Source organism: Ruegeria sp. CDSA034, assembly GCF_059612275.1.
In genome coordinates, this window is the sequence record NZ_JBXWQH010000003.1 from 439,163 (window position 1) to 465,577 (window position 26,415).

General features: G+C 58.5%; 22 protein-coding genes. 11 read left to right on the top strand and 11 right to left on the bottom strand.

All coding sequences use genetic code 11. The annotated features are described in order from the left end of the window. Positions 1 to 15: 15 nt before the first annotated feature. From AC2FLJ_RS09030 to ntrX, 3 genes are all read left to right on the top strand, one after another. Positions 16 to 1,383 carry a response regulator gene (locus AC2FLJ_RS09030; RefSeq protein ID WP_496696574.1) on the top strand — a complete coding sequence of 456 codons (1,368 nt, stop codon included), beginning with the start codon at positions 16 to 18 and terminating at the stop codon, positions 1,381 to 1,383. A 99-nt stretch (positions 1,384 to 1,482) separates the two neighbouring features. Beyond that, positions 1,483 to 3,771 (top strand): sensor histidine kinase NtrY-like, encoded by a 2,289-nt coding sequence (locus AC2FLJ_RS09035; protein ID WP_496705362.1) that lies wholly within the window; start codon positions 1,483 to 1,485, stop codon positions 3,769 to 3,771. Next, entirely contained in the window at positions 3,768 to 5,177 is a 1,410-nt protein-coding gene (gene ntrX / locus AC2FLJ_RS09040) for a nitrogen assimilation response regulator NtrX (RefSeq protein ID WP_282118298.1), read from the top strand. The genes AC2FLJ_RS09035 and ntrX overlap by 4 nt, the downstream gene beginning before the upstream one ends. Before the next feature lie 12 nt (positions 5,178 to 5,189). On the opposite strand, the gene AC2FLJ_RS09045 is transcribed toward ntrX, so the two are convergent. After that, a complete protein-coding gene (locus tag AC2FLJ_RS09045) occupies positions 5,190 to 5,672 on the bottom strand; it encodes a hypothetical protein (RefSeq protein ID WP_496705364.1) in 483 nt (160 codons plus the stop codon). Positions 5,673 to 5,768: 96 nt separating this feature from the next. Here AC2FLJ_RS09045 and trkA point away from each other — a divergent pair, with 96 nt between their 5' ends. From trkA to AC2FLJ_RS09070, 5 genes are all read left to right on the top strand, one after another. After that, a complete protein-coding gene (trkA, locus tag AC2FLJ_RS09050; RefSeq protein ID WP_109311769.1) occupies positions 5,769 to 7,145 on the top strand; it encodes a Trk system potassium transporter TrkA in 1,377 nt (458 codons plus the stop codon). After that, on the top strand, positions 7,145 to 8,683 hold the full coding sequence (locus AC2FLJ_RS09055) for a TrkH family potassium uptake protein (RefSeq protein WP_496705365.1): 1,539 nt from the start codon (positions 7,145 to 7,147) through the stop codon (positions 8,681 to 8,683). The genes trkA and AC2FLJ_RS09055 overlap by 1 nt, the downstream gene beginning before the upstream one ends. 126 nt (positions 8,684 to 8,809) lie before the next feature. Beyond that, a complete protein-coding gene (gene hfq, locus AC2FLJ_RS09060) occupies positions 8,810 to 9,049 on the top strand; it encodes an RNA chaperone Hfq (protein ID WP_005982826.1) in 240 nt (79 codons plus the stop codon). After that, positions 9,049 to 10,320, top strand: a complete 1,272-nt coding sequence (gene hflX, locus AC2FLJ_RS09065; protein ID WP_496705366.1) for a GTPase HflX — start codon at positions 9,049 to 9,051, stop codon at positions 10,318 to 10,320. Before hfq ends, hflX begins: the two co-directional genes overlap by 1 nt. A gap of 18 nt (positions 10,321 to 10,338) precedes the next feature. After that, on the top strand, positions 10,339 to 10,623 hold the full coding sequence (locus AC2FLJ_RS09070; protein ID WP_496705367.1) for a putative quinol monooxygenase: 285 nt from the start codon (positions 10,339 to 10,341) through the stop codon (positions 10,621 to 10,623). 12 nt (positions 10,624 to 10,635) lie between these two features. On the opposite strand, the gene AC2FLJ_RS09075 is transcribed toward AC2FLJ_RS09070, so the two are convergent. From AC2FLJ_RS09075 to hemB, 4 genes are all read right to left on the bottom strand, one after another. After that, entirely contained in the window at positions 10,636 to 11,031 is a 396-nt protein-coding gene (locus tag AC2FLJ_RS09075; RefSeq protein WP_058278082.1) for a nuclear transport factor 2 family protein, read from the bottom strand. 108 nt (positions 11,032 to 11,139) lie between these two features. Then, on the bottom strand, positions 11,140 to 13,602 hold the full coding sequence (locus AC2FLJ_RS09080) for a penicillin acylase family protein (protein WP_496705368.1): 2,463 nt from the start codon (positions 13,600 to 13,602) through the stop codon (positions 11,140 to 11,142). 172 nt (positions 13,603 to 13,774) lie between these two features. Then, positions 13,775 to 14,347 carry a lipid-binding SYLF domain-containing protein gene (locus AC2FLJ_RS09085; protein WP_496696562.1) on the bottom strand — a complete coding sequence of 191 codons (573 nt, stop codon included), beginning with the start codon at positions 14,345 to 14,347 and terminating at the stop codon, positions 13,775 to 13,777. A gap of 142 nt (positions 14,348 to 14,489) precedes the next feature. Beyond that, a complete protein-coding gene (gene hemB, locus AC2FLJ_RS09090; RefSeq protein WP_496705370.1) occupies positions 14,490 to 15,488 on the bottom strand; it encodes a porphobilinogen synthase in 999 nt (332 codons plus the stop codon). A 119-nt stretch (positions 15,489 to 15,607) separates the two neighbouring features. Between hemB and AC2FLJ_RS09095 the strand changes: the two genes are divergently transcribed. Next, the gene (locus AC2FLJ_RS09095) at positions 15,608 to 16,135 is read left to right on the top strand and encodes a hypothetical protein (RefSeq protein ID WP_058278078.1); all 528 of its coding nucleotides are present in this window, start codon (positions 15,608 to 15,610) and stop codon (positions 16,133 to 16,135) included. 19 nt (positions 16,136 to 16,154) lie between these two features. After that, a complete protein-coding gene (gene mfd, locus AC2FLJ_RS09100) occupies positions 16,155 to 19,613 on the top strand; it encodes a transcription-repair coupling factor (protein ID WP_496705372.1) in 3,459 nt (1,152 codons plus the stop codon). Here the strand turns inward: mfd and AC2FLJ_RS09105 are convergent. From AC2FLJ_RS09105 to AC2FLJ_RS09125, 5 genes are all read right to left on the bottom strand, one after another. Then, the gene (locus AC2FLJ_RS09105; protein WP_496705374.1) at positions 19,610 to 20,266 is read right to left on the bottom strand and encodes an SH3 domain-containing protein; all 657 of its coding nucleotides are present in this window, start codon (positions 20,264 to 20,266) and stop codon (positions 19,610 to 19,612) included. The two genes, mfd and AC2FLJ_RS09105, sit on opposite strands and share 4 nt — an antisense overlap. After that, positions 20,263 to 21,927, bottom strand: a complete 1,665-nt coding sequence (locus AC2FLJ_RS09110; RefSeq protein ID WP_496705376.1) for a tetratricopeptide repeat protein — start codon at positions 21,925 to 21,927, stop codon at positions 20,263 to 20,265. The genes AC2FLJ_RS09105 and AC2FLJ_RS09110 overlap by 4 nt, the downstream gene beginning before the upstream one ends. Positions 21,928 to 21,984: 57 nt before the next feature. After that, positions 21,985 to 23,193: a multidrug effflux MFS transporter gene (locus AC2FLJ_RS09115; RefSeq protein ID WP_496705378.1), complete on the bottom strand. Its 1,209-nt coding sequence runs from the start codon at positions 23,191 to 23,193 to the stop codon at positions 21,985 to 21,987. 75 nt (positions 23,194 to 23,268) lie between these two features. Beyond that, positions 23,269 to 23,928, bottom strand: a complete 660-nt coding sequence (locus AC2FLJ_RS09120) for a DsbA family oxidoreductase (protein ID WP_496705380.1) — start codon at positions 23,926 to 23,928, stop codon at positions 23,269 to 23,271. Further along, the gene (locus AC2FLJ_RS09125) at positions 23,925 to 25,442 is read right to left on the bottom strand and encodes a class I adenylate-forming enzyme family protein (RefSeq protein WP_496705382.1); all 1,518 of its coding nucleotides are present in this window, start codon (positions 25,440 to 25,442) and stop codon (positions 23,925 to 23,927) included. Before AC2FLJ_RS09125 ends, AC2FLJ_RS09120 begins: the two co-directional genes overlap by 4 nt. Positions 25,443 to 25,507: 65 nt before the next feature. On the opposite strand from AC2FLJ_RS09125, the gene AC2FLJ_RS09130 reads away from it, so the two are divergent. After that, positions 25,508 to 26,131, top strand: coding sequence for a helix-turn-helix domain-containing protein (locus AC2FLJ_RS09130; protein WP_058271780.1), 624 nt, complete (start codon positions 25,508 to 25,510; stop codon positions 26,129 to 26,131). Here AC2FLJ_RS09130 and AC2FLJ_RS09135 read toward each other — a convergent pair. Continuing rightward, entirely contained in the window at positions 26,120 to 26,356 is a 237-nt protein-coding gene (locus AC2FLJ_RS09135) for a hypothetical protein (RefSeq protein WP_058271932.1), read from the bottom strand. The genes AC2FLJ_RS09130 and AC2FLJ_RS09135 overlap by 12 nt on opposite strands. Between the last annotated feature and the right edge of the window lie 59 nt (positions 26,357 to 26,415).

The following is a 26,415-nucleotide window of genomic DNA, read 5'->3' on the forward strand; positions in this document are numbered from 1 at the left end:
TAAGGAGAGCACCTGATGGATGGCACAGTACTGGTCGCAGATGACGATCGCACAATCCGAACCGTACTGACTCAGGCCCTGACGCGGGCCGGGTGCAAGGTGCATGCGACATCCTCGCTGACCACTCTGATGCGCTGGGTCGGCGAGGGCAAAGGGGATGTTGTAATCTCTGACGTGGTCATGCCGGATGGCAACGGGCTCGAGATGTTGCCCAAGATCGCGCAGGACCGTCCGGGTTTGCCGGTCATCGTGATTTCGGCGCAGAACACGATCATGACCGCCATTCAGGCGGCTGAAGCGGACGCATATGACTATCTGCCCAAGCCTTTTGACCTGCCGGACCTGATGAAGCGGACCGCACGGGCCTTGGAGCAAAAGCAACGCGTGCAGGCGGATGCGATCGTACCTGCCGAAGACCGTCCTGAGGAGCTGCCGCTGGTTGGGCGCACTCCGGGGATGCAGGCACTGTATCGCCTTGTGGCACGCGTGATGAATACCGATCTTTCGGTCATGATTTCCGGTGAAAGTGGCACCGGCAAGTCCTTGATAGCACGCGCTATTCATGATTTCTCGGACCGACGCACGCTGCCCTTCGTCACTGCGACTGCCGGTGATCTGCGTGACCTCGAAGGGCCTGCGCGCATAATGGCCAGGGTGCGGGGCGGTACTCTGTTGATTGATGAAATCGCTGATATCGAAGATGAGGTCCAGGCACGTATTGTCCGGATGATGGACACGCCCGGCGATCATCTTCCGCGTTTTATGGCGACCAGCCAATCGGATCTGACCGAAGCGATGGAAAGCGGGCGGGTGCGTCAGGATCTGTATTATCGACTGTGCGGCGCGACGATCCATGTGCCTGCGCTGCGCGAGCGGGTGGACGATATCACCCTGCTGGTTGATCACTTCCTTGCCCGCGAGGAACGGGAACATGGCACAAAGCGCTGGCTCAGCCCCGAGGCCGTAGAACTGGTACGGCGATATTCTTGGCCCGGCAATGTGCGACAGCTAGAAAACGCGATCCGACGTCTGAGTCTGACCAGCCGGGCAGAAGAAATATCGAAAGCCGAGGTTGAGATGGTTTTGGGCAGTCAGCCCGAAGCGGAACCGATTCTTGGTGACGGCGAAAGGGAGAAACTCTCGGCCTCTGTGGCCCGTCATTTGCGTCGCTATTTTGATCTGCACGGCAATTTGTTGCCACCTCCGGGCCTGTATCAGCGCATCCTACGCGAGGTTGAGGGCCCCTTGATCGAGCAGGCACTGGACGCAACCGGCGGAAATCAGGCGAAATGTGCGGATTTGCTGGGGATCAACAGGAATACGCTGCGCAAAAAAATCACCGATCTCGATATTCAGGTGACACGCCGACGCAAACTGATGTAATATCGCCACACAAAGCGTGGCATCCGGGTACAAGCCCGGCAACGACCACGAGATATGGCGGTACGCCGCGAAAGCGGCACATCAGGATGAGGGCAGACGGTGGCAACCCGAGCACAGAGCGGGCTGATCCTATCGATTGATCGGTGGCGGAAATCCCGAAAGCTGCGCAATTTTAGCACCTTGGGGCTGGTCCTTTTGGGGCCGCTTCTTGCGTTGGCCACATATCTGGTCATCGGTCCGTTTGATTTGGGTTCGGCAGCGCCCACGCTGCGGCTGATTCTGCTGGCGGATCTGGTCTATGTGCTGGTCGTTGCAGCACTTGTTCTGGGGCAGGTGTTCAGCCTGATCGCTGCACGCCGGGCAAAATCTGCCGGGTCTCGTCTGCACCTGCGGCTGATCGGTGCGTTCACCTTGCTGGCCCTAGTGCCGACAGTGACCGTCGCGATCTTTGCCGGCCTTACAGTGAATATCGGGCTTGAGGGATGGTTTTCGGATCGGGTCCGGCAGGTTGTCGGATCATCCCTGTCGGCGGCCGAAGCCTATGAGCTTGAACACCGCAGCGGCCTGACACAGGACGCCATCGTTCTTTCCCGATTCCTCGACAATGCGCGAACGCTGGACTTCTACATCTCGGACGCAGAACTGCGCGAGGTTCTGGCACAGGGACAATCGCAGATTCAGCGGGGCTTGCGCGAGGCCTATGTCATTGATGGCAGTGGAGAAATCAAATCCCGTGGCGACCGGTCTTACCTGTTCAACTATGAACCGCCGACACCGGAACAGATGGTTGAAGCAACCGACAGCGGCCTTCTGATCATTGCCGATTGGCAAAACAACGAGTTCCGCGCGCTGGCGCCGTTGCAGGCCTATCTGGACCGGTATCTGTATGTTAGCCGCGAGGTGGATGGCGAACTGCTGAAATTGCTGGATGACACCAAGGAAACGGTTCAGTTCTACCAACAGCTTGAAAGTGAAAGGGGCCGGGTTCTTTTTGAATTCGGGCTTTTGTACCTGGGCTTTGCGGTCATCCTGATCCTTGCCGCGATGTCGTTGGGGATGTGGTTCGCTGAACGCCTGTCGCGCCCGGTTGGCCGTCTGACTACAGCCGCACAAAGGGTCGGCGCCGGGGATCTGAGCGTTCAGGTCATCGAAGAGGCCAGCGATGACGAAATCGCCATGTTAGGTCGTTATTTCAATCAGATGACGCGGCAACTTAAAGGGCAGCGCGACACGTTATTGGAAAATACGCGTCAGATCGAACGCCGCCGCCGCCTGTTCGATTCGGTGCTTAGTTCGGTGACGTCTGGTGTGGTCGGCGTCGATTCGGATGGATGTGTCACATTCGTGAACCGTTCAGCCGAGCGTCTTCTGGATTGGTCGCGCGGTGAAGAACAATTGGCCATCGGCATCGCGGTCCCCGAATTCCTTCCCTTATTCGAAAATCTGAAAGGCAGCGGTCAAGAGGCCGTGCAGGGTGAGGTTAAGGTCACGCGTAAAGGGCGGTTGGAAAACTTACTGGTGCGAATGGCGATCCGGCGCGGCGAAGATGGAGGGCTGGAGGGCTACGTGGTGGCCTTCGATGATGTGACCGATCTGGTCAGTGCACAGCGTATGGCGGCCTGGGGCGATGTGGCCCGCCGTATTGCCCATGAGATCAAGAACCCGCTGACGCCCATCCAGCTCAGCGCGGAACGGATCAAGCGCAAATTCTCGCGCAAACTGGACGAAGAGGATTGTGACAGCCTTGTATCCATGACCGATGTGATCGTGCGGCAAACCAACGATCTGCGGCGGATCGTAGACGAGTTCTCAAAATTCGCGCGGATGCCTGAACCCGATCGGCGTGAGGAAGACGTCGTCGGCTTGGTGCGCGAAGCTGTTCTGTTGCAGCAAGCCGGACAGCCGGATGTGCAGATCGACGCGACCCTGCCGGACAAGCCCATCCTAGCGGATGTAGACGCGACGATGTTGAATCAAGCGCTGACGAATTTGATAAAGAACGCGGGCGAGGCGATTGAAACACTTAAGAAAAAAGGCCCGCCAGAAAATTTGAAGCCACAGATCAAAGTGGACATTTCCAACGATGATGCGGGGACGGTCATTACAATAGCGGACAATGGCATAGGGCTGCCCGAAGATCGGGCGCGGTTGTTTGAACCCTATGTCACTACACGCGACGAAGGCACGGGTCTGGGCCTGCCCATCGTCAAGAAAATCATAGAAGAACATGGCGGAGCGCTGACCCTGGAAGACGCGCCCGTTTTCGACGGACAGGACCATTTCGGCGCGATGGCCGTGATCCGTTTGCCGGGGGGCAAAATTTCCCAGACTGCAGCGCCACAAAAGCAGGCAATTCATACTAACAAACTGAAAGCAGGCCAAAGATGAGCGACATTCTGATCGTAGATGACGAACGCGATATTCGCGAACTGGTGTCCGACATTCTGGAGGACGAAGGCTATTCCACCCGGCTGGCGGCAAACTCGGACGAGTGTATGTCGTCGATCAATTCCGAGCCACCGGGTCTGTTGATCCTTGATATCTGGCTGAAAGACAGCCGCATGGACGGGATCGATATCCTGAAGTCGGTTAAACGCGACAACCCTGATGTGCCGGTGGTGATCATTTCCGGTCACGGTAATATCGAGATTGCTGTGGCGGCCATCAAGCAGGGCGCTTACGATTTTATCGAAAAGCCCTTTAACATTGATCAGTTGATGGTCGTGATCCGCCGCGCCATGGAGACCTCGCGCTTGCGCCGCGAGAATGCTTCGCTCAAGCGGCGTGAGGTCACCAACTCGGACATGATCGGCAAATCAGCCTCGTTCCGGGCAATGCAGAGCCAGTTGGACAAGGTCACCAAGTCGAACGGCCGCGTGATGTTGAGTGGGCCAGCCGGGTCGGGCAAAGAGATTGCCGCGCGTTACATCCACGCCCATTCCAACCGCGCCAACGCGCCATTCGTCACCGTTAACTGCGCAGGGATTGAGCCTGAACGCGTCGAAGAGGTGCTATTCGGGCGCGAGTCATCGGAACGCGGGATCGAATCCGGCTTGCTGGAAGAGGCCCATGGCGGGGTGATCTACTTTGACGAAGTGGCGGACATGCCCTTGGGTACGCAATCCAAGATTCTGCGGGTTCTGGTCGACCAGCAATTCCAGCGGGTAGGCGGGTCTGACAAGGTGCGTGTGGATCTGAGAGTCATCTCGTCGACAAATCGCGATCTTGATGCCGAAATCGAAGCCGACCGGTTCCGTGAAGAGCTGTATCACCGCCTGAACGTCGTGCCGATCGCCGTGCCTTCGATGGAGGACCGGCGCGAGGATATTCCGGTTCTGGCACAGCATTTCATTGAAATGTGCAACGAATCCCAAGGCTTGCCAATTCGCGAGATCTCGGAAGAGGCGGTGGCATTGTTGCAGACCATGACCTGGCCCGGCAATGTGCGTCAGCTGAAGAACCTGATCGAGCGTGTCCTGATCCTAGGCGATGGAACAGGTCCAATCGAAGCCCGCGAATTGCCAACCGAAGAAGAGAAAACCGACGACTCGGGTCGCGTGGTTTTGTCTGGTGCACTGGCAACTCTGCCGCTTCGCGAAGCGCGCGAGGCGTTCGAGCGTGAGTACCTGCTGACCCAGATCAACCGTTTCGGTGGCAATATCAGCCGAACCGCCAGCTTTGTGGGCATGGAGCGCAGCGCGCTGCACCGTAAGCTGAAATCGCTTGGTGTTGTGACCTCGAACAAATCCGGGGCGCGGGTGGCGCAAATCGACGAACCGGAACCGGCGGAATAATCCGCCGGGGCTTTACCCTGCCTGACCCGGGGTGATGATCTGAAATGAGCCGTCGTCGAATTTCACATAGCAGGATTGGGTTCCCAGCGGCGGCAGTTTCGTTGTGCGCGCAGGTGGAACCTGAGACTTTACGCTCTGTTTGCAGGGTGGCAAGCTGATCGGACGAAAGCCTTTTTTAGCCATGCATTGGGCCTCGACCTGATTGCGCAGACCGGCATTCACGTCGACCGTATACACGCGCCCGGGTTCCCACCAACCAGGCGAGCGATAGCAGTGCCCACGGTTGTCGCAATACGTGCGTCCCGGCCAGTATGTGGGCGGGCTTTGCCGCACCTGATTAGCCACGGGAACGTCATTTACTGCTTTGACCTGACATTGCGTGGTCTCGGACTGCGTGCGCGACACGCTTTCACCTTCGCGGTAATACAGTGAAAGTGGGCCGCTGCAAGCGGACAGGATAGTCAGCGGAATTAGTAAGTGAAGCACTGATTTCATAGGGTTATCTTGCCCCAGCTTTGTCTGAATGACAATTCAATTGACCGCTATAGGGGCATCTGTCATTCAAGGATTTCAGGCAGAAGGGCCAGAAACATGAAGGTCATCATATGCGGTGCCGGTCAGGTCGGCTGGCAGATCGCACGTCACTTGTCGGGCGAACTGAATGACGTAACGGTGGTGGACAACAATCCCGATCTGGTGCGCCGGGCGACGGAAACGCTGGATGTTCAGGGGATTGCCGGATTTGCCAGCTATCCTGACGTGCTGGAACGCGCAGGCGCACGTGATGCCGATATGATCATCGCAGCGACCCATTCGGACGAGGTGAATATGGTCACCTGTCAGATGGCGCATTCGATCTTTTCCATCCAGCGCAAGATCGCTCGGTTGCGGGCGAAATCGTATTTGCAGGCGATCCATTCGGATCTGTTCCGTCGTGACCACTTGCCCATCGACGTCGTGATCAGCCCCGAACGCGAAGTGGCGGCAGCCGCCATGCGTCGCCTTTCGGCCCCGTCCGCCTTTGATACCGAGATGTTCATGGATGGGCAGGCGCAGCTTCTGGGCATTCGCATCGACGAAGATTGCCCCATCGTGAACACACCCTTGCGGCAGCTCACGGACCTGTTTTCGACCCTCAGCTCAATTGTCGTTGGTGTTCGGCGCGATGGCACGCTGTTTGCGCCAGAATCCGAAGATCAGCTGTTTGTCGGCGACGAATGCTATGTCTTTACCAATGTCAAAGACGTGGACCGCACGATGGAGGTTTTCGGCAAGACCCACAAAAAGCAGGACCGCGTGGTAATTGTGGGCGGTGGAAATGTCGGTCTGGAAGTCGCCCGAACGCTGGAAGAACGTGAAAGCCGTGTGCGTGCCAAGGTGATCGAGCGTGATCGCCAAAGCGCTGAAATAGCCGCCGAAACATTGGAACGGACGATTGTCCTGAATGGCGACGGGCTGGATGCCGCCTTGTTGCGCGAGGCCGGGATCGAACGCGCCGACGCAATGCTGGCGGTCACCGATGACGACCGCGCCAACATGCTGGCTGCGGTACGGGCCAAGGCCGAAGGTTGTGCCTTGGCGATTGCCTTGATCAATGATCCAAGCATGGTGGCCCTGATGGGGCCACTGGGGATCGACGCCTATATCAACCCGCGTGCAACCACTGTCAGCTCGATCCTGCGCCATATTCGCCACGGGCGGGTGCGGCAGGTGTATTCTATCGGGGATGCCGAGGCGGAAGTGATCGAGGCCGAGGTGCTGTCGACCTCACCCATGGCCGGGCAGAAGCTGCGGGATATCGATTTTCCCGAAGGTGTTCTGGTAGGTGCCGTACGAAAAGGCGATGAGCTTTTGCGCCCGACAGGCAGCCTGCGGATCGATGAAAAGGACGTGGTGGCGATCTTTGCGATGGCCAAGGACGTGCCCGAGGTCGAGCGCCTTATGCAGGTTTCAATCGATTTCTTCTGATGGCGCGCGCTCTGAGACAACAGATCACTTTGATACAGCGGTTGCCGCTGTTTCTGTTGATCTGGGGAATCGCCGCGCTGTCGATGTGGGTTCCGGCGATTTACGCGCTGGCCTTGGATGATCACGACACGTCGCGATCGTTTTTCTATTCCGGTCTTCTGGGAATGTTCGTGGTGTCCACGATTGCTGTGGCAGCATCAAACCGCGTGCCGCGACGTGGGACGCTGGGGCAACTGGCCGTGTTGCTGGGCTGTTTTACCGTTTTGCCGCTGTTTCTGGCAATTCCGCTGCATGATGCCTTGGGCACCACCACCTTTTTGAATGCGTATTTTGATATGGTCAGTGCTGTGACCACCACCGGTGCAGATCTGTTTCCGGACCCGGATCGCCTGACCGCACCGCTGCACCTGTGGCGTGCTTTGGTCGGCTGGATGGGTGGCTTGCTAATGTGGATTGCTGCGGCGGCAATTCTGGCGCCCTTGTCGCTGGGTGGGTTCGAGATTACGGCGCGCGGCCAGCCCGGTCGCCCGGTGTCGGGCGTCGCACAAAGCGAAGAGGTCGACCCCCGCGGCCGTCTGATCCGTGTGACCCGGACCTTGACACCAGTCTATACCGGTCTGACCGCAACCATATGGATCCTGCTGCTGATCGCCGGAGAAAACGGTTTGACTGCCGTGTGTCACGCCATGTCAACCATGGCCACGTCGGGGATATCTCCGGTTGGCGGGCTGGAGGGGGCGCAGGCCGGAATAACGGGCGAGGCGATCCTGTTTCTGTTCCTGTTCTTCGCCTTGTCGCGGCTGACCTTTTCGACCGATACGGCGACCACAGGCTATTCCCGACTGGACCAAGACCCCGAATTCCGGATTGGCCTGATGATTGTGGGTGTCGTCGCGGCATTGTTGTTCGCGCGCGTCTGGGCCGGCGTTCTGGAAATCGGCAATCAGTTGGAACCGCTTCAGGCACTTAGCGTGATCTGGGGCATGATCTTTACGGCGTTGTCTTTCCTGACCACAGCCGGATTCGAAAGCGCAAACTGGAATGATGCGCAGCAATTGTCCGGCCTTGGCACCCCCGGGCTGATCCTGATGGGTCTCGCCCTGATCGGAGGAGGGGTGGCCACAACGGCGGGCGGGGTCAAACTGTTGCGGGTCTTTGCCCTGTACCTCAATGGCGCGCGCGAGATTGATCGGTTGATCTATCCCTCATCCGTTAGTGGCATTGGCGGCGGTAACCGTCGCATTCAAAGCGACGGGGCCTTTATCGCCTGGATCTTCCTGATGATGTTTGCCTTGACCGCAGCACTGTTCAATCTGCTGCTGGCCGCGATGGGGTCGGGGTTTGAACAGGCGATGGTCCTCAGCGTCGCGGCGCTCAGCACCACCGGGCCGTTGATTGAACTGGCCACCGATGTTCCCATCCGTCTGGTCGATTTGCCCTGGGGCGCAAAGCTGACCATGTGTGCAGCGATGGTGATCGGACGGTTGGAAACTTTGGCGATCATTGCGCTGATTACGCCAACCCTCTGGCGAGACTAAGAATCCTCACCTTTGCCGACACCTTATTTTTCATCTGGAATATCGGTTAACGACACTCCATACTCTGCCAGAGGGAGCGCGTTGGTCCGCAGCGCGTAGCAAGAACAATGGCGAGATTATAATAATATGGCTTCGGACAGACAGAATCTGCAGGACGCGTTCCTGAATAATGTACGGAAAGCAAAGGTCCCGGTCACAATTTTCCTGATCAACGGTGTGAAATTGCAGGGTGTCATCACCTGGTTCGACAATTTCTGCGTATTGTTGCGCCGCGACGGACAGTCGCAGCTGGTCTACAAACACGCAATTTCAACGATCATGCCGTCGCAGCCGATCAACCTGTATGAGGGCGAAGACGCCTCTTGATGGAACACGACAGGACGCGCACCCGGGCTTGGGTGCTGCATCCGGAAATCAAATCAGATGAACAGCGCCGTGTCCCTGGACCGGCGTTGGAAGAGGCGGTGGCACTGGCTGCCGCTTTGCCCGATCTGGATGTGATCGGGTCCGATATTGTGCGTCTGCCACGTGCCCAGCCAGGCCTGTTGTTCGGGACCGGCAAGATCGAGGAGCTGGGCGAACGGTTTCATGACGCCGAGGTCGAGCTGGTTCTGATCGATGGTCCCGTGACTCCAGTTCAGCAGCGCAATCTGGAAAAGGCTTGGAAGGTTAAAATCCTCGATCGGACCGGGTTGATTTTGGAGATTTTCAGCGACCGTGCCCGTACCCGTGAAGGTGTGCTGCAGGTCGAGATGGCCGCGCTCAGCTATCAGCGAACGCGTCTGGTTCGCGCCTGGACCCACCTTGAACGTCAGCGGGGCGGATTAGGGTTTGTCGGTGGTCCCGGTGAAACCCAGATCGAGGCTGACCGAAGGGCGATCGACGATCAGCTTGTGCGCCTGCGCCGTCAATTGCAGAAGGTAATCAAGACCCGGACCTTGCACCGTGCTGCTCGGGCAAAGGTGCCGTATCCGATTGTTGCGTTGGTGGGCTATACGAACGCCGGCAAATCAACTTTGTTCAATCGCCTGACCGGGGCCGAGGTAATGGCAAAGGACATGCTGTTTGCCACGTTGGATCCGACCATGCGGCGGGTTGAACTGCCCGATGGTCCCGAGGTGATTCTGTCGGACACGGTAGGGTTCATTTCGAACTTGCCAACCGAACTGGTCGCGGCCTTCCGCGCCACGCTTGAAGAGGTTCTGGGCGCAGATATCGTCGTGCATGTGCGAGATATCAGCCATGAAGACACCGAGGCGCAAGCCCGGGATGTCGAAACCATTTTGACCTCGTTGGGCGTTGATGACGAACGGCCCCGGCTTGAGGTCTGGAACAAGATCGACCTGTTGAACGAAGATGAGCGCGAGGCCACGTTTGCCCGGGCCGACCGTGATCCGTCGATCTTTGCCATTTCCGCCGTGACGGGCGAAGGTATCGAATCGTTGCTGGCCGAGATTGCGGTTAATTTGCAAGGGGTTCGGCACGAGACGGTTCTGACTCTGGCGTTTGTCGAGGGCAACAAGCGTGCGTGGCTGTTCCGCCAGGATGTCGTTCAATCCGAGGAGCAGACGGATGACGGATTTCAGATCACCGTATTGTGGACCGACAAGCAAGAGGCGCAGTTCGCCGCGCTTTGATCGACAAGCGAGGTCACGATGGCAAAAGTTAAGGTGGTTCTGCGTGGTCATATTTCGGTGCCTGCCGACCGTGTCACACAGGTGCGAGAGGCGTTGCCGGACCACATCGCCCTGACTCGGGCCGAACCGGGTTGCATCACATTCGACGTTACAGAAGACGCGGATATTCCCGGCCGGTTCAACGTACACGAGATTTTTGAAAACCAAGCGGCCTTTGACGCCCATCAGGCGCGAACCAAAGCCTCGACCTGGTTCAAGGTGACGGAAGGCATTCCGCGCGACTACCAGATCACGCGCGTTTAGGTGGGGCGTCCGCTACTGCCCGTCTATCTGGCGCTGATAGTCGTCAGCATCGAACCAACCCAGCGACGTTTGCACCTTGTTGTCAGCGGTCAATTCCCATTCTTCCCAACCACGCGTGACGACGTGGTTGCCGGTCTCGGAGTGATGGCCTTCCAGCGTCCAGACAAAAATCGCGTGTGATCCGGCCCACCGCAGCATGTCGCAGCGCACTTCCAGATCCGGGAAGTCGGCGTAGAATCCGCGCGCCATGTCTGCGACGGCGGCACGGCCGACAATTGGTTCACCCCGGTTGATCGTGATCTGCCCGTCGGGTGCAAAAAAGCTGGCAACCGCATTTGGGTCGCCCGAGCTCCACGCGATTGCGTAATCGCGTGCGAGATTGTTCAACATATCCCGAAAACTGGCCATCTGTACCCCCAAGGTCCCGAATTGTCGGCTTGCAGATCGTAGGCGAAAACACCTGCGCGCGTCCACGGCAGCTTGCAAAAGGGGCAAGGTCCTGCCGAAGCAGTGAAATCAGCGCGGGGTCAGGTTGGTTACACCGACCGCTGCCGCGCGGGCCAGATCCATGTCCAGTGACATGGGGATATACTCACCTCGCCGCCAAAGCTGGGCCTGATCGTCGTAGTAGCGCGACAGGAAATGCCCCGACTGACCCGTTGCCGTGATAAAGACCGAGCTGTTGGGATCGGCAAAATCATAGACACCGCGATATCCCGCACCGTGGACGTTTTGGAAAGGGTTGGGCCCTTCGCCCGATGTCCGCCCGCGCAGCAGGGTGTTGTCGCCGCCGCTGGTGGATTGGCGGATGTTGACGAAGAACCGCAGAACGGGAACCGTGCCCAGAACCGGGTGGTCATGCGTGGCCTGATGGGCGTCTCCCCAGCGCAGGGATTCCAGCGAACCACCGTATTTCTCGCTGATCCAGATCAGCGCATCGTCCAGCGCCAGTCGTGCCATGTCGGTACAGGTTTCCACGGGTGCGCTCTGACGCACGTCGCACCAGACCGACGCGCCGTCGATATCGCGGTACACCCTTTCGATGAACAGCGGCTCAACATGTTTGTATTCGGCCGCCAGCGGCCCCAGCTCGTCCGAGATCAGCCGGATTTGCAGCGCGCGCAACCATGCGGCATAGATCAGCGGTTCAGGCAGGTGCTCGTTCATCTCACCGTTCCACTCGGCCAGCAGGGCCAGCGCGACCTGACGCTGGCGTTCCGGTGTGCCCTCGGGCGCAGAGGCTCCGGTAAACCAAAGATCGGCGCCGATTAGCGGCAAAAGTGAACGGGCGGTAAAGCTGACGGTATCAAGTTGCGCTTCGATAAAGCTGTCGCGGGTGTGAACCTCGCGCGATTGCATCAGGCGTTCCCAACGGTGCACGCGCTGCGTATCGCCCCATTCATACGAGACATGGTCGGGAAAGGGGCGGTCGATGATCTTGTTGTTTGTATTGCCCAGAATCCCGCCTGCTGGTGTCACGAATTCGGGGTTGTTTGCATAAGGCAAGCGTCCTTGCCACAGGTTTTCAGCCAACCAACCTGGCGTTGGGATACGGCCGCGGCTTTGGTTGCGAATGTCTCGGCCAGGCATTGCGCCGATCAGCTTCATGCCGATCGTGTCCTTGTCGACCAGCGACAGGTTTTGCGACGGCGCAATGAACAGTTCGGCCACGTCGATGGCTTCGCGCACACTGTCCGAATTCATTAATGCCATCGAAGCCGTCATCGACGTGTCGCGCGGGCTGAGCGCGGTCCATGACAACGACGCGACGTGCCCGGGCGGCGTGATCGTTTCCAGATCGTAATGGCTGCCGGGCAAGACGGGTCCGTTCTCGGTCCAGCGCAGGGTCAGGGTGATGGGGGCTTCGTCCTTGATCTCGATGATCGAGGGGCGCGAGCGGAACTGTTTATAACCTTCTGGTGACAGGTATTCTTCTGAGTTTTCAGGGTTCAGCTGTTCGATGTGAACATCCTGATCGTCCAGGTAAGACGAGGTCAGGCCCCAGCCTAACCTATCACTGCGGCCCGTCATGATCGCCGGAACGCCCGGAATGGTCGCGCCGATAACACCGCCTTTGGCAAGCTCAAGCCGCGCCAGGTACCAAATGCCGGGTGCGGTCAGGCCCAGATGGGGGTCATTGGCCAGCAGGGTGCCTCCGATCGCGGAACGCGAGGGCGCGGCCGACCACGCGTTCGACGCCCCGGCCAAGCCGCGTTTAGGGAATGGTGACAGCGGCGTGTCGGGCATTGGCGTGCCTTCGGCATAGCGCGGCAGTTCTGGGAACAAAGACGCATATTCCGGCAGCGCCGCAATACCCGCGCCCGGTACGTCTGGCAGGATATCGGCCAGCCGCTGCGGATCGTTCAGCATCAGGGATGTGCGGGCGCGCAGGACCTCATCTTTCAAATGGCCAGACAGTTGCAGGCTCATCAGTTTGATGATCGCAATGCTGTCGCCGGGCTGCCACGGCGATACAGATGCGTTGAAAAGGAACATCTCGGGCGCGCCACGTCCCAATGCGTTCTCATTGATCTCATCCAGCCGGGCATTGACGCCCGCAGAATAAGCGCGCAGCGCAGCTTTGGTGTAATCGTCCTGCTCCTCGACCGAGCGGTGGGCAAGACTGTAAAGGTCAAAACGGCGCAAGAGCTTGTCGATAGGGACAGTGCGCTTGCCGAACACTTCGGATAAACGGCCCTGCGCAGTGCGTCGCATCACGGTCATCTGCCACAGGCGATCCTGCGCATGGGCATAGCCCAGGCCAAAGAATACGTCAGGGTCGCTTTCGGCCAGAATATGCGGAACATTGGCGGTGTCACGCACGATCTCGACCGGCGCACGCAGCCCGCTGACTTCGACGGTCTGGTCATAATCCGGCAGGGACTGGCTGGCCAGGAAGTAGACAAGACCCACAGCCGCAACGGCCAACAGGATCAGGCCCGTAGCAATCCGAACCAGCCAGCGAAAGACAAGACCCATGAACGCCCCATATCCCCATAAGAAATTATTGGCTGAACCCTACTGGAAGGACCGGGCAACCGAAAGAGGAACGCCGCGCGAACGTTGAGTTAACATGTTGAGATGAAAAAACCCGCCACATGGTTTTGAACATGTGGCGGGGTCCGTGGCAAAGGGGGGGTGGTATTCGGTATCAGGGGATAATGCGCGTGTACTTGGTGCCTTCGACGGTCGCGCCGAATTTCAAACCGGCCTGTCCGAAAACGGCGGCAAGTACCGGTTTGCGCAATTGGGTTGTGTCGGTTGAGAGCGAGTCGCCGGTGGCATCGACGACGTAGCCGATATCCGCACCTGCGGTCCAACCGCTGGAGCGGCGGAAGTCATCTAGGGCGTCCTGCGTCATAAAGAACAGGACATGCGCATATTGTTGCGCGCCGATCTGCAGACCAGCACTGCCGGATAGGGCCGAGTAATAGTCTACCGTTGCTCCGTTGATGCGCAGCGCGCCCTGGCCATAGGCACCGCCAAAGATGAAACCGGCCTCGGTGATCAACGGCATCACCAGCATGCCGTCGGCTTTTTCGGCGATCTCGACGGTGTTGGGGTACTTGCTGAACATTTCGTTCAGCGTCACGTTCACACGGGCGTCGATCTGGGCCGCATTGGAATTGCCTACACCGTTTCCGCATGCAGCGGTCAGTGTGAGCCCGGCCATGCCAAACGCAAAGCCACGACGGTTTAGTCGGGGAGAGTTGGAACTGCTCATGTTTTTTTCTCTGTATAAACTGCCTGAAGTGTCGGGTGTTCCCGATCTTGTGTGCAAGAATACGCCGATTGCGCCTGTGTGTCACGGGAAAGCTGGCCCAACAGCGTTCACAATCGGCGAAAAATCGCGACCGCCCGGGGTTTTAGCCTTGAAGAACGCGAGCAACCTGCGGTGCAAAGTAGGTCAGGATTCCGTCGCAACCCGCACGTTTGAAGGCCAGCAGGCTTTCCAGCATGACCTTCTCACCATCAATCCAGCCGTTCTGCGCAGCTGCCTGTATCATCGCGTATTCACCGGACACCTGATAGGCATAGGTTGGCGCGCCAAACGTGTCTTTCACGCGGCGACAGATATCCAGATAGGGCATGCCTGGTTTGATCATCACCATGTCTGCGCCTTCTGTCAGGTCACGTTCGATCAGGCGCAGGGCCTCGTTCGAATTGGCCGGGTCCATCTGGTAGGTCTTCTTGTCTCCGGTCAGCGCACCGGACGCGCCCACTGCATCGCGGAAGGGGCCGTAGAATGCGCTGGCATATTTAGCGGCATAGCTGAGGATCATCACGTTGTGGTGCCCGGCACCCTCAAGCGCGCGGCGCATTGCCCCGATGCGGCCATCCATCATGTCTGAGGGTCCAATGATGTCGGCCCCGGCCTCAGCCTGCGCCAGTGTCATTTTGACCAGCGCCTCGACGGTCTGATCGTTCACGATCTCGCCATCCACGACATAGCCGTCATGGCCATTGATGTTATATGGATCCAGCGCCACGTCGGTCATCACGGCGATATCGGGGGCCGCAGATTTGATCGCCCGAATGGCCCGGTTCGACAGATTGTCTGGGTTCCACGCCTCGGCGCAATCTTCGGTTTTCAGGCTGGGATCAGTATAAGGAAAGATACAGATCGCCGGGATGTCCATAGCCTGTGCCTCGACTGCGGCTTTGGCAATCAGATCGACCGAGCGCCGCACAACGCCGAGCATTGAAGGAACGGGTTCTTCAATGCCTTCGCCGTCGCGCACAAAAACCGGCCAGATCAGATCGTCTGTCGTCAGCGTGTTTTCCCTTACCAACCCACGAATGGCATCGGATTGGCGCGCCCGGCGAAATCGCGTAAGGGGGTAGGGGGCGATGGTCGGTTTCATGTCGCGCTCTCCTTGAATAATCGTGCATTGGGTGGCATGAATTCCCGATGGTCTCAAGGGTAACATTGGACGCGCCTGCGCGAAGAACGCCCCAAGGACAATGAACAAAGGGCTGATGCGTGGATTTGCACTCTTCGATTTTCGAACTCATCGACATGCGCAGCTTTTCGAATCTGTGGTACTGGATTGTGTTGGCGGTGCTCTGGTCGTCGGCCAGCCACTGGGCGATGGGGGTTCCCTACGATCTGCTTGTGCGTGCCCGTCGTGTTGGCGGTCAGTCCGAGCAGGACCTGCTGGATATCGTTCGGATCAACGGCAACAGGCTGCTTTACATCGTCGATATGTCAGGTCTCGTTGTACTGGCCTTGAGTTGTTTCTTTTTTACCGGGCTTGCGATGCTGGGTTTCTATTATGGCGTTGAATTTGCACAGGCCGTGTTTTTGTTGCTGTTCCCGGTGAGTTTGGTGATGCTGATCAACATTCGCGCCGCGCGCAAGTTGCAAGGCATCGAGCCGGTGCTCGGAAGCGTGTCGAAAATCCTTGTGCGCTGCAGGATTTACACCCAGATCATCGGCATGATCTCAATTGTCATCACGTCACTTTGGGGTATGTACCAGAACGTCTCGATCGGCGTTCTCGGGGGATGAGAATCAGAAAGGCAAGGCGATGACAGCTCCGAACCATGTGACGGTTGGCGGCGCTCCCGAAGGGTTTGACGCACAGCTTGTTCTGAATGAGATCACGCGCGTTGGCGGGCCGGTCTGCCACGTTGCGCGTGACGATAAACGGATGGAGGCGATGCGGGCCGCACTGGCTTTCTTCGCCCCCGATATGCCGGTCTTTGTGTTTCCGGGGTGGGATTGTCTGCCATATGACCGGGTGTCGCCCAACGCCGACATAGCAGCGGCGCGTGTGGCGACTTTGGCGGCACTGGTGCATCAGATGCCGGATCGGTTTGTCCTGCTGACCACCCTGAACGCCGCGACCCAGCGCGTGCCTGCGCGGGATGTACTGCGCGAGGCTGCTTTTACCGCCCGCGTGAACCATCGCGTCGACGAAACGGCGTTGCGGAACTTCCTTGTACGCATGGGGTTCACGCAAAGTCCGACAGTGATGGAGCCGGGCGACTATGCCGTTCGCGGCGGTATCATCGACATTTTTCCCCCGGGCGAATCCGGTCCCGTACGTCTGGATCTGTTCGGAGACGTGTTGGACGGCGCGCGCCGGTTCGATCCGGTTTCGCAACGCACGACCGAAAAGCTGGATGTTGTCGAATTGTCCCCGGTTTCCGAGGTCATTCTGGATGACGCCGCCATCACGCGGTTCCGCCAAAACTATCGCATCGAATTTGGCGCGGCGGGCACCGATGATCCGCTGTATGAGGCGATCAGCGCGGGCCGCAAGCATCAGGGCATCGAACACTGGCTACCGTTCTTCCACGAAAAGCTGGAAACCCTGTTTGATTATCTGCCGGATGCGACGATCACTGTGGATGATCAGGTGACACCCACGCGGCTTGCCCGCTGGGATACAATAGCCGATCAGTATGAAACGCGGCGTCTGGCGCTGGAAAACCGTTCGCGCATGGATACGGTGTATAAGCCTACACCTCCCGGATTGCTCTATCTGGACGATGCCGCGTGGGAGCAGGCGGTCGGGGACCGGCGGGTGATGCAGTTCAGCCCGCTGCCTCAGGCCAGCGGTCCCGGTGTGATCGATGCAGGCGGGCGGATCGGCCGCAATTTCGCACCAGAGCGGCAGCAGGAAAACATCAGCCTGTTTGGTGCTTTGGCAAGCCATATCACCGACAAGATGGCCAAGGGGCCCGTCTTGATTGCGTCTTATTCTGAAGGGGCACGAGAGCGCCTGACGGGGTTGATCGAAGATGAAGGCCTGGCCGAAGCCGTCCCTGTCACCAATGGCACCCGGATTGGCAAACGCGGATTGCATCTGGCTGTCTGGGCGCTTGAGCACGGGTTTGAAACGCCCGGTCTGACCGTGATCGCCGAACAGGACGTGCTGGGTGACCGCCTCATCCGCCAGCCCAAGAAGCGGCGCAAGGCCGAGAATTTCCTGACCGAAACCCAATCGCTTAGCCCGGGCGATCTGGTGGTGCATGTCGACCACGGGATCGGGCGATACATAGGGATGGAAGTGGTCACGGCGGCCGGTGCTGCGCATGAATGCCTGCTGCTGGAATATGCCGAACAGTCCAAGCTGTATCTGCCGGTTGAGAACATCGAGCTGCTGTCGAAATACGGTCATGACGAAGGTCTGCTGGACCGCTTGGGTGGCGGCGCTTGGCAGGCTAAGAAAGCCAAGCTGAAAGAACGCATCCGCGAGATGGCGGACAAGCTGATCCGTATCGCCGCGGAACGCGCTTTGCGCAAAGCTCCGGTCATGGATCCGCCGCCCCACGCGTGGGAGGAGTTCAGCGCGCGCTTTCCATATCAGGAAACCGATGATCAGTTGCGCGCGATTTCCGAGGTGATGGAGGACATGCATTCCGGCGCGCCGATGGATCGGTTGATCTGTGGTGACGTGGGCTTTGGCAAAACCGAGGTTGCCATGCGCGCGGCCTTTGTCGCCGCGATGTCCGGTGTTCAGGTGGCCGTGATCGCACCGACCACCTTGCTGGCCCGACAGCATGCAGCCAGCTTCAAGGAACGGTTCCGTGGCTTTCCGTTGGAGGTGCGGCAGCTGTCGCGGTTTGTGTCCGCGAAAGATGCACAGCAGACCCGTGATGGTATGGCGCGCGGGACCGTCGACATCGTGATCGGCACCCATGCGTTGCTGGCCAAGGGTATCCGGTTCAACAATCTGGGCCTGTTGATCATCGACGAAGAACAGCATTTTGGCGTCGGTCACAAGGAGCGCCTGAAACAGCTGCGCAGCGACATTCATGTTCTGACCCTAACCGCCACGCCGATCCCACGGACACTGCAACTGTCACTGACCGGCGTGCGCGATCTGTCGATTATCGGCACGCCGCCGATCGACCGTCTGGCTATTCGCACGTATGTCAGCGAATTCGACGCGGTTACCATTCGCGAGGCGCTGCTGCGCGAACACTATCGTGGCGGTCAGAGCTTTTACGTTGTTCCCCGTATCTCCGACCTGCCAGAGATCGAGGAGTTCCTGAAAGAACAACTGCCCGAGCTGACTTTTATGGTGGCACATGGGCAAATGGCGGCGGGTGAACTCGATGATCGTATGAACGCCTTTTATGACGGAAAATACGACGTGCTGTTGGCTACGACGATTGTCGAGAGCGGGCTGGATATTCCGACCGCCAACACGATGGTCGTGCACCGGGCGGATATGTTCGGGCTGGCGCAGCTCTATCAGATCCGTGGTCGGGTAGGGCGGTCTAAAACCCGTGCCTATGCGTACCTGACCACCAAGCCGCGTCAGAAACTGACGGCGACAGCCGAAAAGCGCCTGCGGGTTCTGGGCTCGCTGGATACTCTGGGGGCCGGGTTCACGCTGGCATCGCAGGATCTGGACATTCGTGGTGCGGGCAACTTGCTGGGCGAGGAACAATCTGGCCAGATGCGCGATGTCGGCTATGAGCTGTATCAATCGATGCTGGAAGAGGCGATTGCCAAGATCAAAGCCGGTGAGATGGAAGGCCTGTCGGAAGCCGACGACCAATGGGCGCCACAGATTAACCTGGGCGTGCCGGTTCTGATCCCCGAAGATTACGTGCCCGATCTGGATGTGCGTCTGGGGCTTTATCGTCGCCTGTCGTCGCTTTCGACCAAGGTCGAGCTAGAAGGTTTTGCCGCAGAACTGATTGACAGGTTCGGAACGCTGCCGAAAGAGGTGAATACCCTGATGCTGGTCGTGCGTATCAAGGCGATGTGCAAGCGGGCAGGGATCGCCAAGCTGGATGGCGGGCCGAAAGGCGCGACAATCCAGTTCCACAAAGACAAGTTCGCCTCGCCGGAGGGTTTGGTTGAGTTCATTCAGAACCAGCGCGGTTTGGCCAAGGTCAAGGACAACAAGATCGTCGTCAGACGCGATTGGAAGAAGGACAGCGACAAGATTAAAGGCGCATTCGCCATCGCCCGCGATCTGGCGGAAAAGGTCATGGCAGCGAAGAAGAAAAAGGCGAAAGCCTAGTCTCCGCTGACGAAAGTGCACAATTGCCATTCGCCCGCGTCGGATTTTACGAATGCGGCGCGGTGGCCTGTCATGGGCCAGAGAAAGTCGCCGTGCATGAACCCCCGCGTGCCGTCGGTCAGCATCACCGGTTGATAGTCGGCACCGTCGCGATAGTTCGGGACGATGACGATCTCATAGCTGATGAGGCTCAGCGCTGGGGAGCCCGGTTCGGCAGCTTGCCGAAGGGTGACGTCCTCACCGGTCACAAAGTAGGCCACGTAAGGGTCCAATGAGGCAGGCAAAGTGATCTGCCATTGATGCGGCATCCAAAACTCGCCCTCGTCGTCGAAATAGCCCGGTTGGGACAGGGTGGTTTCCAGATCTCTCCAATAGGCTTGGCGGATCTGATCTTCTTGAGAGTCACTGGTTTCCGGGGCGAGGTACTCGACGAACTCCCCGGGCCCGCCATTTCCGCCATGGCTGAGGTAGATGTCCGGGCAAGCGGCTGCGATCACGGCCTCGGTATCCCGTTCGGCCACGCTCGCCAACAAACTCTCCCGAAAGGCCACGAGGGTAGGATCGCGATCTGCTTCATCGACCGGCGGAAAAGACTGGCGGTCAGCCAGGGCTGGGCCGCAAATCAACAAAGACAGTAGCAGTGCACGGGTCATTCTGCGACCTTCATTGCTGCCTGCGCGCAAAAACACGAGGCCCCGACGGCCCGGTCAGCGCGGGCAAGCGCCAGATCAAGACGTTGTTTGATCAATTTGATCTCAACTGTCTCACCGCGTGCTTTCAGACAATCATGCAGGCCCTTCAAACTCCAGACATTGTCGGGGTGGATTGAGGCGCGGCTCAGAGTGCCGCCAAGCCCTAGATCTTCGCGATACACTGCTTCGGCCTCGGGCACGTGGCCCTGTTCGTACAACAACGCACCAAGCGCGTGGCGCGCGGGTTGCATCCACCCCCATGGCTCGTCGTAGGGCAGCGTGTCGTCCAATTCGACCGAGCGCCTAAGATGCGCGAATGCGGCGTCATAGTTGCTTTTGCGATACTCAATCTCTCCGCGCAGCATTTCGCGGGCGATGTCCAGCAAGTCGATCACGCGGTTGTTGTGCAGCAGCCGGGTTTCCGGAACCCGATCCTTAGCGGCAAGGAACAGTTGCTCTTCGGCCTCTGCTTCGGCCACCTGACCTGTGGCCGCATAGGCGATTGCACGTGCGTAATGGGTGGTTGCGGTGACAGTACGGTAGAGGTCCTGATCCTTGGGCAAGGGCAGGGCCTTTGCTTCTTCCCATCGGCCAAACCGGATCAGGATATGCGGCCCCATCGACATGTAGCTTTCGAAAAAATCCGCCATGGGCGGGCTTTCGGTGCGCAGCATCTCTTCGGGGGTGGTGTCCCAGATGCCCTGATTGGCACGCAGGGCGGGTTCCATCTGACCCAGAAACAGCGCGCCGTAGATAGCAAAGTGATAGTCGTGCTGGCGATAGCCTGTGTAGATGTTGAACGCACCTTCGCGCTCATAATACTTCAGATCGGCCTCGGTCGCCTTTTCGTTCCAATGGACGACGTTCTGATAATGCCCGCACAGGACATCGATATGGGTGGGCATGTGCACCAGGTGCCCTGCATCTGGAACCAGTGTGCGCAGGACATCCCCAGCCTTCAGCGCCTTTTCTGGTGTCGGCGACATCTCCATCAGATGAACATAGAGGTGCAGCAAGCCCGGGTGCGACATGGCTGCCGGATCGTCAGCCATTGCGTCTTCTAGGGCTTTTTGCGCCTCCAACGTGTCTGCGCCTTCAGCGGGCTCACCGGTTCTCAGGTTCCACATCTGCCAAGGGGTCAGGTTGAGCAACGCCTCGACATAGATGGTGCGCAGATCGAGGTGATCCGACTGCTCTGCAAAGGCCACGCGCATCGCGGCGGCAAAATCGTGATCCCAGCTATGCATGTTGTCGTCGGGATCGCGCTGTGGATACCGTGCGGGTAGGGCGCGGATCAGCGCCTGTTCCGTCGGGCTGCACCCTTCGGCCAAAGCCACGGCTTTCTGCGTGGCATCATAGGCCAGCGCCAGCGCCTTTCGCCGTCCACGGTCATCCAGCAGGTTCCAAGGCAGGTTGTAATTCGGGCCCGCGGCATAAGCCACGCCCCAGTGGGCCATCGCGCAGTCAGGGTCAAATTCAAGCGCGCGCTGAAAACACACAACAGCTTCGTCGTGGTTGTAGCCGTAGGTCCAATTCAGCCCCCGGTCGAACCAAAGCTGTGCGTCTGTTGAGGCCGTCGTTATCGGACAGGAATATGCGCCAAGATCGTAGTAGTCGCTCACTGAAAAACTCCACTCATATTGAGCAGATGTTAGCCTGATTCACCGTTCCTGCACAGATCAGGCTGGCAGCCTGTTTTCGATCCGCCCCATATGCAGCATCAGGCCGAAGCCCGCGGCGCTCATGGCCAGGATACCGACAGCCAGCGGGGTGATGGACCCGTCGAACATCTGCCCGATGGGGGCCGCAATCGCGGCAGCAAACACGGTCGAGATCGCACCGATCACCGAAGCCGCCATGCCTGCGATATGGCCCATCGGCTCCATCGCGATGGCGTTCAGGTTGCCCATAGTCATGCCTGCCATAAAGAAGACCGCAGTTTGCCAGCTTACGAAAACTGCGAAGGACAGCGTGGGCGAAAGGTCTGCCGCACTTAGGGCGATGACAGCTGTGGTAAAGAGGACCTGCGCACCCAACGCCCATGTCACGATCCGGCGCATGCCCAATTTGATAACGAGTGCCGCGTTTAACAGGCTGGCTGAGCCCGCCATCAACGCCACGAACCCGAACCAGAACGGAAAACTGTCGGCACTGTCGTGGATGACATCGTAGACCGGTTGAACCATCGTCAACATGGTGAACAACATGCCCAGACACAGTGTCTGAACCAAGATCGACAGTCGGACAGTTGGATGTGTGAACATCTGGCGTGCGGCGTCCAGTATAAGGGGCAGGCGCAGCGGGCGACGGTTCTCGACCGACAAGGGTTCCGGAAGGCGCAGGCCCATCCAAGCGATGGTGATCAGTGAGAACAGGATGAATGAGGCAAAGATACCCCGCCATCCGGTCAGTGCGATCACGCCGGCACCAAGCATTGGCGCAATCGCCGGGACCAAGGTGAAGATCATCATCGCAATCGATACAATCCGCGCCATCTCGCGACCCGAATACAGGTCGCGAATAATTGCCATGGCCACCACGCGCGGGGCCGCACATCCGATCCCCTGGAAGATACGGGCGACCAATAGCATTTCGAGTGATGAGCTGGCCCAGGCAACCGCCGCTGCGATGATATACAGTGCCGATCCGACATAGATCACTGGCTTGCGGCCAAAGGCGTCGGACAGCGGACCGGTGAAAAATGTGCCAATCCCCATGCCCAACACAAACGAGGTCAGGATCAACTGGGCTTTGTTGACGTCGTCGGGGCTGAGTTGCGCGCCGATATTTGGCAGCGCCGGCAACATGGAGTCGATCGAAAACGCGATCGTCGCAAACATCATTGCGACAAGTGCTACGAACTCACCCCGTGACATGCGATTGGCCATAACGCCCTCCTGATCTGTTCGCGCTATCACGGCAAATCAGTTGACGCTAGGTGTCAAATTGCACAGAGGTCTGTGCTAATTTGCAGGGGAAGCCTCAAGTTGAGACATGATTTCAGCAATCACTTTTTCCCACATTTCAGGGGGTTGCGCCCCGGGGACGGCATGTTGATTGGCAACGATGAACGTCGGGACAGAGCTGACGCCCATCTGCCTGGAATGGCTGTCACGGTTGCTGATATCCTCGCGGTCTGCATCGGATTTCAGCAGTTTCAGAACGACCGCTGCGTCCATTCCGGCATTATCGGCAATATCCGCCAAAACCTCATGATCGCCGATATCGCGGGCCTGCACGAAATAGGCATTGAACAACGCATCGACTACGGCATTCTGTTTGCCTTCAATCCCGGCCCAATGGATCAGGCGGTGCGCGTCCAGAGTGTTGGGCGTACGCTCCATGCCTTCGAAGTCGATCTTAAGACCTGCATTCTCAGCATGATCAACGACCGGAGCATAGGCACGCACCGCGCCTTCCTTGCCCCCGAACTTGCGTTCGAGATACTCGCGGCGATCCATCCCGGCATCCGGCATGTCGGGGTTCAACTGGAATGGATGCCATTCGATCACAAACGGATGGTCCGGGATCGCCGCCAGCGCCTTGTCCAGATGGGTCTTGCCGATATAGCACCACGGGCAGATCGGGTCGGACATGATATCAAGCTTGACGGTCTCGGTCATGGGTTGGTCGCCTTGAAATAGGCCGGCAGCGCCCGGCGCAGAAGTTTCCCGTTACCGCCGGTGGGCAGTTCAGGCAGATGGATAAAGGCGCGCGGTTGCTTATAGCGCGCCAGATTTGCCTCGACATAAGTACGCAGGGCGTCGTCGTCCAGCTTTTCCGGTCCTGTATAGAAGGCTGCTATCACAAATGTGTCCTGTTTGACCTCGACTGCCGCAGCCCCGACCTGCGCGATGCCGGGATATCGGGACAGCGCCGCCTCGACCTCAACCGGTGACACCCTATAGCCGCCTGCATTCATCATATCGTCATCGCGGCCCAGATAGGTGATCTGGCCATCCACGGCCATGGCCCCTTGATCGCCGGTCAGGAACCAGTCGTCCCGCATCCGGGCTTCGGCCTCGTCCGGGGCGTTGAGATAGGTCAGCATCAGGCCGGGGTCGGACCTGTGTACGGCAATGGTGCCTTCCTGACCCTGAGGTACAGGACCGTCAGGTCCCAGGATGGCCACACGGCGGCCAGGCTGCGGCTGTCCCAATGCATCGGACCGCGCTGGATGCGCCGGGCTGGACGAAATGAAAGTCGAACACTCGGACATGCCATAAGCTTCGTAGAGTTCAGTGCCGGTCGCTTGCGCCCACTGTTCATGCAGATGCCGTGACAGTTTTTCTCCGGCGCATAACCCATGCCGCAATTCCGGCAGGTCGAGGTCGTCTGTTGAGCTCACCACCTTACGGAATACGCCCGGTGCTGCAGCAAAGATGGTGACTTGATGATGGCGTAGCAGGGTAGGTAGAGCGTCCAGATCGGTGCCCGGCGCAGGGATAAGAGCCGTTGCGCCAATGGTCCACGGATCCATCAGACCGGTGCCCAAGGTATAGGTCCAGTTGAACGCGCCTGCGTGACACAGGCGATCGGTTTCACGCAGCCCGTACCAGCCATCCACCATCATCTGACGCGCCCAGATGGCACGATGGGCGTGGGCCACAGCCCTCGGTTTTCCCGATGTGCCCGAAGTATAGACGACATAGGCCATCCTTTCCGGGTCACCCATTTGAAACTCAGCAGCAGGCAGATCACGCATTCCGGCCAAATTGGACAGGTCAATCTGAACCGGGTGCGCGGCGCACGCAACCTGTGGGTCACGCAGAATGGCGGCAGGTCTGAGATCCTTGATCATGCGCTCTGTTTCCGGCTCGGTCAGCTGCGATGACGTTGGGACCGGGACGATGCCGACAGCAATCGCTCCGAGATAGGCAATCGGGAAATCGACCGTGTTTCCAAGCCGCATCAACGCGATATCGCCGGGCTTCAAACCGGCATTCAACAACCCTGTGCCAGTTCCCAGAATGGCCTGCTGCAACTCGCTATACGTCCAATGCTCGGTATCCGAGGACCCTAGAACAGACAGGGCGGTCTTGTCCGAAAGCCTGTCCGCACAGCGCAGTACATGCGCTGCCAGATTGAACGGAGACGGGCAGGCCGGCGGCGGCCCCTGATCAAAAATAGAAAGCATGGCAACTGGCTAGCGCGACCACTGCTGCGTTGCAAGCACGACAGGCTGCGCCTATAGAATGACGCATGAGCACCCAAGACCAGACATCTTTGATCCGCATTGCCCGGGACTCGGGCGAACATACGGAAGTTGAACCATTGGACCTCGGAGCGCGTGTGCGCGAGCTGCGGAAAGCGCGGAAATGGACGCTTGAACAGGCGGCCACGCAGGCCGGTCTGGCGCGTTCAACGCTCAGCAAGATCGAAAACGGTCAGATGTCGCCCACCTATGACGCGCTGAAAAAGCTTGCGACCGGTCTTGAGATTTCGGTGCCGCAGCTGTTTACGGCGCCACAGCGGGACCAGGTGATCGGTCGGATGGCCGTGACGCGCATGGGCGAAGGGTCTGCCCATCCCACAACCACCTATGAACATGAACTGCTGGCCGAAACGCTGACAAAAAAGCAGATGTTGCCCTATCGGGCCCGTGTCCGCGCGCGGTCAATGGATGAGTTCGACGGCTGGGTCCGCCACGACGGAGAAGAGTTCTTGTATGTCCTGACGGGTGTTGTGCGCCTTTATACCGAGTTTTATGAACCAGTCGAAATGCGCCGCGGCGACAGCGCCTATTACGACGGGAGCATGGGTCACAATGTAATCTCGGTCAGCGACGAAGATGCAATGATCCTGTGGGTGACATCACTTACTTAACGACCGGCTGAATTCCCGGTTCAAACCTTCCGTGAACAAAAAGTCCTCAAGCTCTTCGTGGGCTTCGTTCATGGTCAGTTGATGGCGTTCAGCCAGATAAGCTTCGAAACATTTGCGGTCTTGGCTTAACCGCACCATGTCCTGATCCCGCAGGTTTGGAAAGCGCCGTTTGGCGCGGGTATACATTGCACTCCAGTCTTGCGTCAGATCGGTCCATTTCAACATTAGACAGCTTTCCGTATTCATGGTTTCAAACCGCTCGTCCCAAGAACTAGCGTACGTAT